Origin of the sequence: Nocardia sp. NPDC004168 (assembly GCF_040610355.1) — a bacterium.
Taxonomy (GTDB): domain Bacteria; phylum Actinomycetota; class Actinomycetes; order Mycobacteriales; family Mycobacteriaceae; genus Nocardia; species Nocardia sichangensis.
Genome location: NZ_JBEXME010000003.1, coordinates 436,441 through 449,667, shown reverse-complemented (window position 1 = coordinate 449,667; position 13,227 = coordinate 436,441). Strand labels below are relative to the sequence as shown.

Genomic DNA, 13,227 nt, shown 5'->3' with positions numbered 1-13,227 from the left:
ACCCGGATACCTACGCCTCATACATTCGGGTTGGTCCTGCGCACGTACGCGCCGCCATCGATATCCGAGATCTCGAAGGTGTCCCCGGCCGTCGTCGAGTGGTCACCGGTAGCGTATCGCCCATCGCCCAGAGCGGTATAACCGTTGCTACTCTCAGTGACGTACTTCTGGGTGAACACTTTGTACGCATTGGCTGCCTTACCGAAGATCCGCTCGATCTCGCCGGCCGCGAAATCGGGATCTCTATCGGCCCGTTCGTAGGCGGGAGCGCTGGCAGCGCGGTTGGCGTTACCCAGCCTGCGCAGCTCATGCGGATCTTGAGCAAATTCCTTGACCATATCGACGAACTCTCCATTCCCACCGGCTCCCCCCATTCTCGGGCATCCCCATCACTGGGGACTCCAGGGCCGGAGGGTTGAGGCTGGACACCGACGCAACCGCGAAAGTCCAGTTCCGCCGAGTTCGCGATCAGAGGTCTCGAGCGAACTCCGTCTTCTCCATGAGGTTGTAGTCGGCCTCGGTCGGCAACTCCAACGAGTCCGCGAAATGGGGCAATCCGCCCCGGTACAGCAGCTCGGCGCGTCGGCCCACCCGAGATTTCTGGTGAGCCAGCCGAGCGACGCGCAGGACCTCCTCGGCGAGCCAGCTGTCGGGATGCTCGAGCACTTCATCGCCGAGATGCAGACCGACGATCATGCCGCTGCGGTCGCAGGCCACCCCGACCGAATAGTCCGGGTTGAACACCTCGTAGATCAAATTACGCCAATCGGGCGGGGCTTCCGCTCCCGCGACGTCCGACGTATCCAGCTCTGTCACGGCATCACTCCTGGGTAGCGTCGACCGCACCGGCGAGTCAGGGCTGCGGCCACGGTACCTTCGGCAGGGTCGTTTCCTTGACGGCGATCTTGTGCTGCCGTAGGGCGTCGACAGTACTGTCCCGGATCGCAGCCATAAGGTCGGCGGCGATCTCTTGGCCGCTCGCGGCGCTGGCGACCGTCCCGGGCGCGATGTACAGAGCGGTCAGCCTGCCCATCCCGTCCACTTCCGGAATCACTCGAGAACTGGGCGAAGGGCGCCGGGCGCGGATGCGATCGACCCGTTCCAGCATGTCATCGATGGTGTTCACCACCGCCCGACCGCTTTCCACCGCCGATATCGTTTCCGGGTGCATGTCGCGGGGCCAGATGTCCGCCACGATCACACCCCCTCGGACAGGTGACCAGCCGTCTTCTCGCCAACAATGAATGGCTCGGAGACCGCCCGAACAGGCGCGTCCGGCAGCGAAGGCGTCGGACGCGAACTCGGATCGGCGCTCAACTCTCTACGCATGCCACCTCCACCCGCAAAGTTTACTGGCCCATTCTTGCCACTCCGCCAAGGACTTCCCATATCTGGGAATCGGCGTTCGTTCCCGGACGCAGACGAGTCCACCCGTTCGGCAACCAGTGAAGTGGTCGCGGAACAGGCGGACTCGCGGGAACCTACTGCGGACGAACTGCGGACGGAGGACCCTTGGTTAGCGCTCCGCCGCACGTCAGAAGCCCGGAAGGGCTTACACGTCGAAGTACAGCTCGAACTCGTACGGGTGCGGCCGCAGGTTCACCGGGGCGATCTCGCCCTCGCGCTTGAGGGTGATCCAGGTCTCGATCAGGTCCTCGGTGAAGACGTTGCCTTCGGTGAGGTAGTCGTGGTCCTGCTCGAGGCGGTCGATGACCGACGAGAGGCTGGTGGGGGCCTGCGGGATGTTCTTGGCCTCCTCCGGCGGGAGCTCGTAGAGGTCCTTGTCGACCGGGGCCAGCGGCTCGATCTTCTTCTTGATGCCGTCCAGGCCGGCCATCATCATGGCGGCGAAGGCCAGGTACGGGTTGCCCGAGGAGTCCGGCGCGCGGAACTCGAGGCGCTTGGCCTTCGGGTTGTTGCCGGTGACCGGGATGCGGACCGCCGCGGAGCGGTTGCGCTGCGAGTACACCAGGTTGATCGGGGCCTCGTAGCCGGGGACCAGGCGGTGGTAGGAGTTCACCGTCGGGTTGGTGAACGCCAGCAGCGACGGCGCGTGGTGCAGGATGCCGCCGATGTAGTGGCGGGCCAGGTCGGACAGGCCGCCGTAGCCGGCCTCGTCGTGGAACAGCGGCTTGCCGTCCTTCCACAGCGACTGGTGCACGTGCATGCCCGAGCCGTTGTCACCGAAGAGCGGCTTCGGCATGAAGGTGACGGTCTTGCCTTCCTGCCACGCGGTGTTCTTGACGATGTACTTGAACAGCTGCAGGTCGTCGGCCGCGGCGAGCAGGGTGTTGAACTTGTAGTTGATCTCGGCCTGACCGGCGGTGCCGACCTCGTGGTGGCCGCGCTCCAGCTCGAAGCCGGAGTTCTGCAGGTTGGTCGAGATCTTGTCGCGCAGGTCGACGTAGTGGTCGTAGGGCGCGACCGGGAAGTAGCCGCCCTTGTTGCGGACCTTGTAGCCGCGGTTGCGGGTGCCGTCCGGGTTGAACTCCGCGCCGGTGTTCCAGGAACCCGAGACCGACTCGATCTCGTAGAAGGCGCCGTTCATGGCCGAGTCGTAGCGGATCGAGTCGAAGATGTAGAACTCCGCCTCGGGGCCGAAGTACGCGGTGTCGGCGATGCCGGTGGAACGCAGGTACTCCTCCGCCTTGCGCGCGACGTTACGCGGGTCGCGGCTGTAGGCCTCCCGGGTGAACGGGTCGTGCACGAAGAAGTTGAGGTTCAGCGTCTTGGCGGCGCGGAACGGGTCGACACGCGCGGTGGAGAAGTCGGGCAGCAGCAGCATGTCCGACTCGTCGATGGACTGGAACCCACGGACTGAGGAGCCGTCGAACGCTAGCCCTTCTTCGGCGAGGTCGGTGGTGAAGGCCTTCCCGGGGATCGAGAAGTGCTGCTGCACACCGGGCAGGTCGCTGAACCGGATGTCGACGTACTCGATGTCCTCGTCAGCGATGAATTTGATGACCTCGTCGGCCGTGCTGAACGTCACTTGTTCTCCTTACGGATCGGTTCCCAGCCAGTGTCGCTTGCATGGGTTCGTCGCGACCAGACGCTATGGATGCCGTGTTTCCCGGCAGTCAAGGATTTGTTTCGCCGGTGTTACACGTGCGTCCGGCAGCGTGGTACTGACCACCATGACTCGAAATGCATGGTAGTCCTGCCCGCGCCGCGGTGCGCGGGGAGGCTGAACTCCGCTTATGCGGTACCGGGCGCCGGTCCGGGCGCGCCTATTCTGGGGTGCATGGCACGCATCACCGGCTCCTGGCTCTCCGGACCTCCTGCCGACTCCGGTCGCCCGGCAACCACCGAGTTCCCCGGGGCGCAACTCGGCCTGCCGAAGGCCGGAGCGGGCTCGCTGGCCGGTATGGGCCGCCGCATCGCCGCCCTTTTCGTGGACTGGCTGATCGCCCTCGGCATCGCGGCGCTGATCACGCGCAGCGGTTCGGCGTCGAGCTTGACGCTGCTGATCTGGTTCGTCATCGGTGTCGGCGCCGTCACGCTCTTCGGGTTCACGCCGGGGCAGTATTTCCTGCGGCTGCGCACGGTGCGCATCGACGCGGCTGCGCCGGTCGGCTTCGTCCGGGCGCTGGCCAGGCAGGTACTGCTGGTGTTCGTGGTGCCCGCGCTGTTCACCGACGCCGACGGGCGCGGCATGCACGACCGCGCGACCGGAACGGCGCTGGTGCGTTCACGCTGATCTTCCGACCCGCGCGGTGACGACCGGAAAGGCCCGCACCCCGGGCGGGGCGGCGGGCCTTTCGAGCGAGCAGGTCAGCGGCGGCGGATGGTGCGCTGCACGCCGCGCATCTTGGCGCCCGCAGGCATCGGCCCCTTCGGCAGGGCGGGCCCGCTGCGCGCACTGAGGGCGGCCAGCCTGCCTTCGATGAGGTCCATCCGCTTGGTGTCGATGTTGCGCGGCAGCTTGGTGAGGTAACGCTGCAGGTCCTTGAGCGGAATCTGACCTTCGTCGTTGCCGATGACGACGTCGTAGATCGGGGTGTCGCCGATCAGCCGAGCCGTGCGCTTCTTCTCCTGGGCGAGCAGCGACTTGACCCGTTGCGGTGAGCCCTCGGCGACCAGCACCACGCCGGGCAGGCCGATCACCCGGTGCACCGCGTCCAACTGCGTGGTGGCGGCGATGCCGTTGCTCACCCGCCATTTGCCCTGGAGGTTGTCCAGCACCCAGGCCGCGGCGCCCGCCTGCCCCTCGGCCTTGCGGTAGACGCTCTTCTGCACCCGCCTGCCGAAGATGATGAACGCCACCAGCGCGCCGAGCACCACGCCAAGCGGGATCAGGAACCAGGTCAGCCCGAAGATCAGGCCGATGACGGCGAAGACGGCGGTGATGCCGACCAGGGCGCCGATCATCAGCGGCAGCAGCAGCTTGTCTTCCTTGCGCTGCATCTGGAACGCCTGCCACAACTGCTTGCGGCGTTCTCTCGACTGCTGCTTGCGGGCCGCCTTCGCCGCGGCCTTCGCTTCCTTGGTGGGCTTACCTGCTGCCATGACTCTCAGGATAGTGCCCAGGTAGTCGCGGCTTCGCCGTGGGACAGCGGCCCGACCGGGCGCTACCCGCGGCGCGCGATCGATCCGAGCACGGTGAGATCCAGGTCACCCGAGGCCTCGGTCCAGCCCATCGCGCGCAACTCGACCGGCGCCGCCACACCCAGGGCGTCGCGCAGGCCGACGGCGACCGAGCGCGCGAACTCGAGCAAGCTGCTCGGCGCGATGGGCCAGAAGAGGATCCTTGTCCAGTTGTCCGCGTCGTGCCGATCCGCGGGCTCGTGCCAGCCCAGTGCGCGCAACTCCTGTGCGGCGGTCTCCGGGATCGGGTTGCTCAGGTAATTGTTCCCGGCCAGTTCGGCGGACAATTTGATGTCGTATTGGACAAATTGGACATAGCGATTTCCGGGGGCGGCGATGATCAGGGTTGCCCGCGAGGGCAGCTCCGAGAGGCAGTGCGCCAGCGATTGCACGAACCGTTCCCAGTCCGCTGTCGCCGGCTCGCTCATTCTTCCCCCGGGTATTCGCACTGGCCTGATCATACGCCGACCCGGCCGGGACACCAGACGAAACTCGTTGCGACGTTGCGTAGTTCATTCGGGCTATAGCCGTTTGCCATATCCCGTATCGGCTCTCGGCCGAGCACCAGCCGGACCTGCGGCGTCTCCACCGGCGACACCGAGTCGGGCCGGTGCGGCGCGCACGGATCAGGCAGCGGAAACCCCGGAGCGCAATTGAGGTTTTCGTTTCCGCCCCGGCGTTTTCCGCCGACGCAGGAATGGGTCCGGCGGAATGCTTTCGATGGGAGACCGTAGCGTTCGGGTTCGCGCTTGGAATCGCGCTATGGATTTCGTCTCGGCCGCATGGAGTCCGGCGTGGGACGAGTAGGAGCGGTATCGGGTGGGAACCCAGTACCTGTTCACCTCGACCACGGGCCGAGTCGTCGCATGCCCGGGTTCCGGAAAACGCATAGGCGCCCCTGCTGGTGCGAGCGTTCCGTCGCCTTCGATCTGCCGGTGCGGCCCGCCTGGACGGACATCTGGTGATCGGCGGTACGCATCTTTCAGCCGAGTGCACCGCGCTGTTCAGCTGACGGTCACCGGGCGGTGTTAGCTTCCCCGACGTGTGTGCGCGGTTGGTGGTGAGCGTCCATGACGTCGCACCGGCGAGTGCGGCGGAGACGGAGCGCTGGTGCGCCGATGCCGATCGGTTCGGAATTCCTGTGTCGTTGTTGGTGATACCGGGGCCGTGGCGGGGCAGGCGGTTGGCCGACGAACCCGATTACGCGGCGTGCTTGCGGGAGCGCAGGCAGGCCGGTGACGACGTCTTGGTGCACGGGTGGTCGCACCGGGCGGGGCCCGAGGGTGATCGGCCGCGCCGCGCGGTAGCGCATGCGGTGGCGCGCGGCGCGGCCGAGTTCGCCGCCATCGATGTCGGCACGGCCACCGTGAAACTGCGCGCCGCCACCGAAGTGATGATCGAAGCCGGTCTGCCGACTACCGGTTTCACGCCGCCGGGCTGGCTCGCCTCGCCCGGTGCGAAACAGGCGTTGCGCGCGGCGGGGTTCACGTACACCACCTCCCACTTCGGCGCCGAGCAATTGCGCACCGGACGCCGGTTCCACGGGTTCGCGCTCTCGCACCGGCCGGGCGGTGGCTGGTCCGAGCGGTTCGGCGCGGCGCTGCTGGAGACGGCGGCGCGCCGCACGGCCGAACGCGGCGGGCTGGTCCGGCTGGCGCTGCATCCCGACGATCTGAGCAGACCGGGCCTGCGCGACACCACGTTGCGCGCCATCGACGCGGTGCTGCGCACCGGCGCGCACGCGATCACCTATCGCCAGCTGGTCGGATCGGCGGTCGACTAGTGCGGATCGTGCAGATCGCCAACTTCTACACTCCCGCCTCCGGCGGTTTGCGCACGTGCCTCGACGAAATCGGACGCGGCTATTCGGCGGCGGGGCACGACCGGGTCCTCGTCGTGCCCGGTCCGCGCGACGCCGACGAGCACACCGCGTCCGGGCATCGGATCACCGTGCGCAGCCCCAAGTTCGGCGATGCCGGCTATCACGTGCTCACCGCCCGGCGCACCCGTGCCGTGCTCGATCGGCTGGCCCCGGACGTGCTCGAGTGCAGCGACAAACTCAGCGTCCGCTGGCTGGCGCCGTGGGCGCGCGGGGCGGGCGTTCCGCTGGTGTTGTTCTCCCACGAACGTATCGACGCCATCCTGCGCTCGCGGGTGCCGCGCGGCTTCCCGCTCACCGCCGCGGCCGACCTGGCCAACCGGCGGCTTTGGGTGCGCGCCGAGAAGGTCGTGGTCACTTCGCGTTTCGCCACCGCCGAGTTCGACCGGGTCGGCGCGCGCAACGTGCGCAGGATCCCGCTCGGCGTCGACCTCACGACCTTTCGCCCGTCGACCGAGAACCGGCGCGACGACCGCTCCGACGATCCGGTGCGACTGGTCCTGGTGAGCAGGTTGTCCCGGGAGAAACGAGCCGAATGCGCCATCCAGGCGGTCCGTGTCCTGGTCGAATCCGGTGTGCGCTGCGTGCTATCGGTCATCGGGGACGGCCCGCTGCGTTCTCGCCTGGAGCAGCTAGCGGCAGGGCTTCCGGTCCTCTTCCACGGCCATCTCACCGACCGGACCGCGATGGCCGCCCTGGTCGCCGCGGCCGATGTCGCCGTGTTTCCCTCCCCTGCCGAGACTTTCGGCCTCGCCGTGCTGGAGGCGCTCGCCTGCGGGACTCCGGTCGTCGTTCCCGCGGCGGGCGCGGCTCGCGAACTCGTCGGCGACCCCGGCTCCGGCCTCATCTGCGACGGGACTCCGCGCGGCCTCGCCGACGGCGTGCGTGAACTGCTCGCCCTGCCCGCGGCCCAGCGTCGTCGCTCGGCCCGTGCCGCGGCGGAACGCTTTCCGTGGTCGGCGACGGTGCAGAGCATGCTCGCGCTCTACGCCGACTACGAGACTCCGGCCCGCTCGGCCTGAGGAACAACCCCGGCGTTGGCACGATCGCGTTGATCCAACCGCTGAAGTCGCCCACCCGGGGCGTCGACCTGCGTGCCGCCGATTCCGCGCAGGACTCCCGGCGTCGACGAGCCGGGCAAAGGCACGTGCGCTGGCCTCGATGGGGCAAGTGCGGGTCACCGCGCCTCGGCGTGCGAATGCCGCTCACGGCGAATGATTCGCCGGTTCCAACCGCGCAGGATGCCCAGCGACCGGTATCGCGCCGGATGCTCGCATCGGCCCGGTGGTTCGCCCCGCTCGTGCCCGTCGGATCCCCTTCCTCCGGTCAGCGCGCCCCCGCATTGCGCCGGAGTTCACCCGGCCTTCGCCCGTACCGCCGGGCGGGGCGCTTCCGCCGACATCTCCCGCTCGTCGTGCAGCGTCGGCGAATTCGCCAGCAGTGCGACACCGACGAGCACCGCGGTGGCCGCGCAGGCAAGCAGCGTCGGGCGCGGGTGGATCGTCGCCGTGAACAGCGTGAGACCGGCCAGGTAGCTCAGCACCGGGTCGGTGATCGTCATCGCGGTCAGCGCCGTGGGCAGTGACCCGCGTGCGTACGCCTCCTGGGTCAGGATGCCGCCGAGGACGGTGGACACCGGAATGCCCAGCAGTGCCCAGCTCGGGTCCGGCAGCGTCCTCGTCGCCACCACGACGAGGACCGCCGTAGTGGCGAAACAGCAGCCCGCCGCCACCGCCACCAGCGCGGACCGCACCTGGGTGGAGCGGACCGTCCGGGACAGACCGAACAACACGACGACCGTGCCGAACACCCCCGCGCACGCCCCCGGGAGCAGCTGCGTGCGCACCGCCGAATGCTCGGGAATCCCCGGCCCGACGAGCAGCATCAGCCCCGCGCACACCGCCGACGTCCCCGCCCAGTCTCTGGTGAGCAGCGCGCGACCACGCCGCAATGCCGCGAACGGCAGCGCGAACAACAACTGCACGACCAGCAGCGCCTGCACCACCGCGATGGCGCCGAAGCGCAGCGCGACGGCGTGCACGACGAATCCGGCCACGTTCGCGCCCTGTCCGGCCAGCCAGCGGCGGTCGGTGATCAGACGACGAGCGATCGCGGCGATCACCAGGAATCGTCCCTGCCCGGACGCGGTGGCCGCCTGCCTGGCAGCGCCTTGTTGCAGGAACGCCGACACCGCGAACAGGAACGCGGCCGACAACGCCAAACCGACCGTCCCTACCGAGTCGACGGACCCGAAACCGCGCTCCGGCATGGCCTCGATGCTGACCGGTCCGGATGAACACCGGATGGCGTTCGCCCGGCTACTGGACGACCACCCCGGTTCCGGGGGCTGGACGGCCGTCCGGGCAGACTCGATAGTCCTATGGTGATCGAACGAGCCGTCCTGTCTCGTGCCCTGTGCGGCCTGTTGTTGCTGTTGGCCGCGTTCACCCCGATGCGAGCGGCCGCCGAACCGCTGGCGGTGCCCTATCAGTGGAAGCAAGCGTTCATCGACGGCACGGACGGCACCCGGCTGCACGCGGACATCCTGCGCCCGGCCGGTGTCTCCGACGACACCCGCACACCCGTCATCCTGACCGTCAGTCCGTATCGCGCGCACCTGGCCTATCTGAGCGAGCCGCGCCTGACCGGCGGCCCGTCCACCGACAACCTCACCGCCGACCTCTTCCTGAACGCGGGCTACACCTACGTCATCGTCGACCTGCGCGGGTTCGGCGGCTCCGACGGTTGCCCGGACTTCGGCGGGCCGGGGGAACGAGCCGATGTCGCCACGGCCGTGGAGTGGGCGGCGAGCCAGCCGTGGTCCACCGGCAGGGTCGGGCTGTTCGGCACGTCGTACGAAGCCTGGACCGGCCTGATGGGCCTGGCCGCCGCCCCGAAGGGCCTCGCGGCAGTGGGCGCGTTCGAGCCGGTCGTCGACCCGTACTCCTACCTGTACATGCAGGGCGTCTCGTGGAAGTTCTCCGGCAAACCGATCACCGAGAGCGGCGTGCGTCCCGCCGACTTCGCGGGACTCGAGCACCTGCTGATCGCCTCGACGCCACCGCGTCCGGAAGACTCCGGCGAATACCAGGCGAACGCGACGCAGTTGCCGTGGCAGTGCTACCAGCAATACCTGACCCAGATCGGCGACCACGATCCCGACACCGCCTTCTGGCGCGATCGCGACCTCGTCGCGCGGCTGCGCGGCGCCACGATTCCGCTGTTCCTCGGTCAAGGCTTCGTCGACTACAACACCCGTGCCTACCGTGTGTTCGATCTGTGGAACGGCCTCGGGCCCGGCGAGCACCGCGCCTGGTTCGGCCAGTGGGGACACCGCACCTGCCACGACAAATGCGGCACGCCCCACTTCGACACCGAGTTGCTCGCGTTCTTCGACAAGCACGTCGCCGCCCGCGACGTGCGGGTGCCCGGCCCGCCGATCACCGTCGGCCAGTTCGACGGCCGCTGGCGCGCGGAGAGCGCCTGGCCGCCCGCCGACGCCCGGCGGGTTCCGGTCGAGCTGCGGACCGGCGATTACACCGATCGCGGGTTGATTCCCGGACCCGATCGCGAGATCTGGTCGGTCTCCGCGCCGCTTACCGGCGAGCAGCATCTGTCCGGCATTCCCACCGCCATCCTCCGGCTCAGCGGCCCGCCGAACGCGACGGTCGCGGTCGAGCTCTACGACATCGCGCCCGACCTTCGCGCGACCGTCATCACCCGAGGGATCGCCCCGGTCCGCGACACCGCCGCGGTCAGGCTGCTCGCGCAGGACTGGCCGATCGCCGCGGGCCACCGGATCGGCGTGCGGATCACCGACGTGGTCGACGACGTGTGGTCGCACTCCCCCGCCCTCGCCGCGGTCACGGTGGCCTCCGCGAGCATCGAGTTGCCCTTGTTGACGGCGACGCGCCGCCCCGATCTGCCGGGCGAGCTCACCGAAGGCATCGTGAAGTGGCGAAACGAGAAGACCATCGCCCTCGACCCGAGCATGTTGAACAATGCAACGGTGTCCATGAATCTGCCCGACCGCACCGGTGACCGATGACGGAGCCGGTCGACGACCTGACCGCCGAACGCCTCGCCACCGCGCTGCGGTGCGCGACGGTGTCCACCGACGACCCGCGCGACACCGACAGCGCGGCGTTCGACCGCCTCGACGCGCACCTGCGGACGTCGTTCCCCCGGGTGCACGCCGAACTCGAACTGCGGAAGTTCGCGCACAGCAGGCTCTACCGCTGGCCGGGCGCCGACCAGGACCGGGTGGCCGCGATCCTGCTCGCGCATCAGGACGTGGTCCCGGTGGACGACGCCAAGCGCTGGACCCACCCGCCGTTCGCGGGAGTGGTGGACGACGAGTTCATCTGGGGCCGCGGGGCGATCGACGACAAGAGCCGCGTGCTCGCCATCCTGGAGGCGGCCGAATCGGCGCTCGCCGCGGGCCTGCGCCCCCGGCACACCGTGTACCTGGCTTTCGGGCATGACGAGGAGGTCTTCGGCGGCGAGGGCGCCGAGCGCATGGCCGAGCATCTGCGGCAGGCGGGCGTGCGCGCCGAGTTGCTGCTCGACGAGGGCGGGGTGATCACCGCTGGCGTCGTCGATGGCGTGCGGCAGCCGGTGGCGACGATCATGCTCGGCGAGAAAGGCTACGCGACGGTCCGGTTGTCGGTCACCGAGGTCGGCGGGCACTCGTCCATGCCGGGCAGGCAGACGGCGGTCGGCCGGATCGCGCGGGCGGTGGGCCGCATCCAGGACCATCCGATGCCGCTGCGCCTGACCCCGGTGATCGCGGACATGCTGACCAGGGTGCGCGAGGTCATGCCCGCGCCGCGGCGACTGCTGCTGGGCCTGGCGAATCTCGCCGCACCGGTGGTCACCCGGGTGATGGCGGCCCAGCCGCAGACCGAAGCGATGGTGCGCACCACCACGGCGCCGACGGTGATCCGCGGCGGAGTGCGGGCGAACGTGTTGCCCCAGCGGGCCGAGGCCATGGTGAACTTCCGCATCCTGCCCGGCGACACCGTCGCCTCGGTGCTGGCGCACTGCCGGAAAGTCGTGCGCGACAAGGGGATTCGATTCGATCTGGTAGGCATGTCGTCGGAGCCGTCGCGGATAACGCGGCCCGGCCCCGCATTCGATCTGATCGCCGATCTCGCCCGCGCCGTCGTCCCCGGCATCGCGGTGACCACCGGCATCGTTCCCGGCGCCACCGACTCCAGGCACTACGACGACCTGGCGGGCACCCGGTGCAATTTCGCCCCGATCGTGCTGGACGAGCGCGACCTGGCCTCGATCCACGGAACCGACGAGCGCATCTCGCGAGTCAACTACGCTCGACTCATCGAGTTCAACCGGCGGCTGATCGAGCATTTCGCTACGGTCGGCGCGCCTTCGACGTCAGGAGCGCAGGGATGACGACCGAGCCGACCGCGGGCGACACCGCGCCCACCGAGCCGACCGCGATTCGCACCGAGTCCGGCGAGTTCGACGGTGTCGGCAGCGGAGTCGCCTGGCGGGCGTGGCTGCCGGAGGGCGCGGCGCGGGGCGTGATCGTCCTGGTGCACGGCGTGGCGGAGCATTCCGGCCGCTATGCCCATGTGGGACAGCGTCTGGTCGCCGCCGGTTTCGCGGTCTACGCGCTCGATCACATCGGGCACGGGAAGTCCGCGGGCAGCAAAGCCAACATCGGCTCCATGGCGGGCGCCGCGGACAACGTCGCCGCCATGCTGGACATCGCGACCCGAGAGCAGCCCGGCGTGCCGCGCTTCCTGGTCGCGCACTCGATGGGCAGCCTGATCACCCTGTATCTGGCCACCCGCGCGCCGATCGACGTGGCGGGCATCGTGTTGTCCGCCCCGCCGCTGGACATCCCGGTGGGCAATCCGGTGCAGCGCATGCTCGCACCGGTGTTGAGCAGGCTCACCCCGAATCTGGGTGTGCTGAAACTGGATTCGTCGCAGATCAGCCGGGACCCGGCAGTCGTCACGGCCTACGACAACGATCCGCTGGTCTATCGCGGCATGCTGCCCGCGCGCACCGGCGCCGAGATGCTGAGCGCGACGAATACGGTCAAGCAGCGGTTGGCGAAGGTCACCGTGCCGCTGCTGGTGCTGCACGGCACCGCCGACGCGATCGCCGCGCCGTCCAGCTCCGACCTCATCGAGCGGGGCGCCGGGTCGGAGGACCTCACGGTGATCCGCTACGAGGGCCTCTACCACGAGGTGTTCAACGAGCCCGAGCAGCAGAAGGTGCTCGACGACGTCGTCGGCTGGCTGGAAGCGCACCTTACCGAACAGTAGTATCTCTCCATGAGTACTACCGGATCCATCGCGTTCATCCGCGCCAGCTGGCACAGCTCGATCGTCGAGAAGGCGTACGAGGGCTTCCGCGCCGAATACGCCGACCTCGGTTTCGATCCCGCGGGCATCGACGTCTACGAGGTGCCGGGCGCCTTCGAGATCCCGCTGCACGCCAAGCGCCTGGCGCATTCCGGCCGGTACGCCGCGATCGTCGCGTCCGCGCTGGTGGTGGACGGCGGCATCTACCGGCACGATTTCGTGGCCTCGGCGGTGATCGACGGGCTGATGCGGGTCCAGCTGGACACGGACGTGCCGGTGTTCTCGGTCGTGCTCACCCCGCACCACTTCCACGAGCACAGCGAGCACGTCACGTACTTCACCGAGCATTTCGTCACCAAGGGCGCCGAGGCGGCCCGCGCGCTGGCGGGCACGCTCAGCTCGCTGCGATCGCTACCGGTGTAGCGA

General features: G+C 68.8%; 14 protein-coding genes. 7 read left to right on the top strand and 7 right to left on the bottom strand.

The features are described from left to right. Positions 1-17: 17 nt before the first annotated feature. The 4 genes from ABZW96_RS09155 to glnA form a co-directional block, all read right to left on the bottom strand. A complete protein-coding gene (locus ABZW96_RS09155; protein WP_039796979.1) occupies positions 18-338 on the bottom strand; it encodes a hypothetical protein in 321 nt (106 codons plus the stop codon). 130 nt (positions 339-468) lie between these two features. Beyond that, complete coding sequence (locus tag ABZW96_RS09150) at positions 469-816, bottom strand: hypothetical protein (RefSeq protein WP_039796978.1); 348 nt, start codon at positions 814-816, stop codon at positions 469-471. A 37-nt stretch (positions 817-853) separates the two neighbouring features. Next, entirely contained in the window at positions 854-1,147 is a 294-nt protein-coding gene (locus tag ABZW96_RS09145) for a hypothetical protein (protein ID WP_355072841.1), read from the bottom strand. 405 nt (positions 1,148-1,552) lie between these two features. Continuing rightward, positions 1,553-2,989 carry a type I glutamate--ammonia ligase gene (gene glnA, locus ABZW96_RS09140; RefSeq protein WP_355072839.1) on the bottom strand — a complete coding sequence of 479 codons (1,437 nt, stop codon included), beginning with the start codon at positions 2,987-2,989 and terminating at the stop codon, positions 1,553-1,555. Positions 2,990-3,241: 252 nt separating this feature from the next. Between glnA and ABZW96_RS09135 the strand changes: the two genes are divergently transcribed. Beyond that, on the top strand, positions 3,242-3,697 hold the full coding sequence (locus ABZW96_RS09135) for an RDD family protein (protein WP_355072838.1): 456 nt from the start codon (positions 3,242-3,244) through the stop codon (positions 3,695-3,697). Between the two features lie 74 nt (positions 3,698-3,771). Here the strand turns inward: ABZW96_RS09135 and ABZW96_RS09130 are convergent, their stop codons facing one another. Both ABZW96_RS09130 and ABZW96_RS09125 read right to left on the bottom strand, forming a co-directional pair. Beyond that, complete coding sequence (locus ABZW96_RS09130) at positions 3,772-4,506, bottom strand: DUF4191 domain-containing protein (protein ID WP_355072836.1); 735 nt, start codon at positions 4,504-4,506, stop codon at positions 3,772-3,774. 62 nt (positions 4,507-4,568) lie between these two features. Then, complete coding sequence (locus tag ABZW96_RS09125; protein WP_355072834.1) at positions 4,569-5,012, bottom strand: hypothetical protein; 444 nt, start codon at positions 5,010-5,012, stop codon at positions 4,569-4,571. A 614-nt stretch (positions 5,013-5,626) separates the two neighbouring features. Here ABZW96_RS09125 and ABZW96_RS09120 point away from each other — a divergent pair. Both ABZW96_RS09120 and ABZW96_RS09115 read left to right on the top strand, forming a co-directional pair. Beyond that, positions 5,627-6,367: a polysaccharide deacetylase family protein gene (locus ABZW96_RS09120; protein ID WP_355072833.1), complete on the top strand. Its 741-nt coding sequence runs from the start codon at positions 5,627-5,629 to the stop codon at positions 6,365-6,367. A gap of 8 nt (positions 6,368-6,375) precedes the next feature. After that, positions 6,376-7,485 (top strand): glycosyltransferase, encoded by a 1,110-nt coding sequence (locus ABZW96_RS09115; RefSeq protein ID WP_355072831.1) that lies wholly within the window; start codon positions 6,376-6,378, stop codon positions 7,483-7,485. Between the two features lie 332 nt (positions 7,486-7,817). Here ABZW96_RS09115 and ABZW96_RS09110 read toward each other — a convergent pair whose 3' ends face one another. Beyond that, positions 7,818-8,732: a DMT family transporter gene (locus ABZW96_RS09110; RefSeq protein ID WP_355072829.1), complete on the bottom strand. Its 915-nt coding sequence runs from the start codon at positions 8,730-8,732 to the stop codon at positions 7,818-7,820. 111 nt (positions 8,733-8,843) lie between these two features. Here ABZW96_RS09110 and ABZW96_RS09105 point away from each other — a divergent pair, with 111 nt between their 5' ends. Genes ABZW96_RS09105 through ABZW96_RS09090 form a run of 4 tightly spaced genes read left to right on the top strand, consistent with a single transcriptional unit; the run spans position 8,844 to position 13,224 of the window. Beyond that, positions 8,844-10,511: a CocE/NonD family hydrolase gene (locus ABZW96_RS09105; protein ID WP_355072827.1), complete on the top strand. Its 1,668-nt coding sequence runs from the start codon at positions 8,844-8,846 to the stop codon at positions 10,509-10,511. Beyond that, positions 10,508-11,878, top strand: a complete 1,371-nt coding sequence (locus ABZW96_RS09100; protein ID WP_355072825.1) for a M20/M25/M40 family metallo-hydrolase — start codon at positions 10,508-10,510, stop codon at positions 11,876-11,878. The genes ABZW96_RS09105 and ABZW96_RS09100 overlap by 4 nt, the downstream gene beginning before the upstream one ends. Then, positions 11,875-12,762, top strand: a complete 888-nt coding sequence (locus ABZW96_RS09095) for a lysophospholipase (RefSeq protein WP_355072824.1) — start codon at positions 11,875-11,877, stop codon at positions 12,760-12,762. The genes ABZW96_RS09100 and ABZW96_RS09095 overlap by 4 nt, the downstream gene beginning before the upstream one ends. Positions 12,763-12,771: 9 nt before the next feature. Continuing rightward, positions 12,772-13,224 (top strand): 6,7-dimethyl-8-ribityllumazine synthase, encoded by a 453-nt coding sequence (locus ABZW96_RS09090; RefSeq protein WP_355072822.1) that lies wholly within the window; start codon positions 12,772-12,774, stop codon positions 13,222-13,224. Positions 13,225-13,227: the final 3 nt, after the last annotated feature.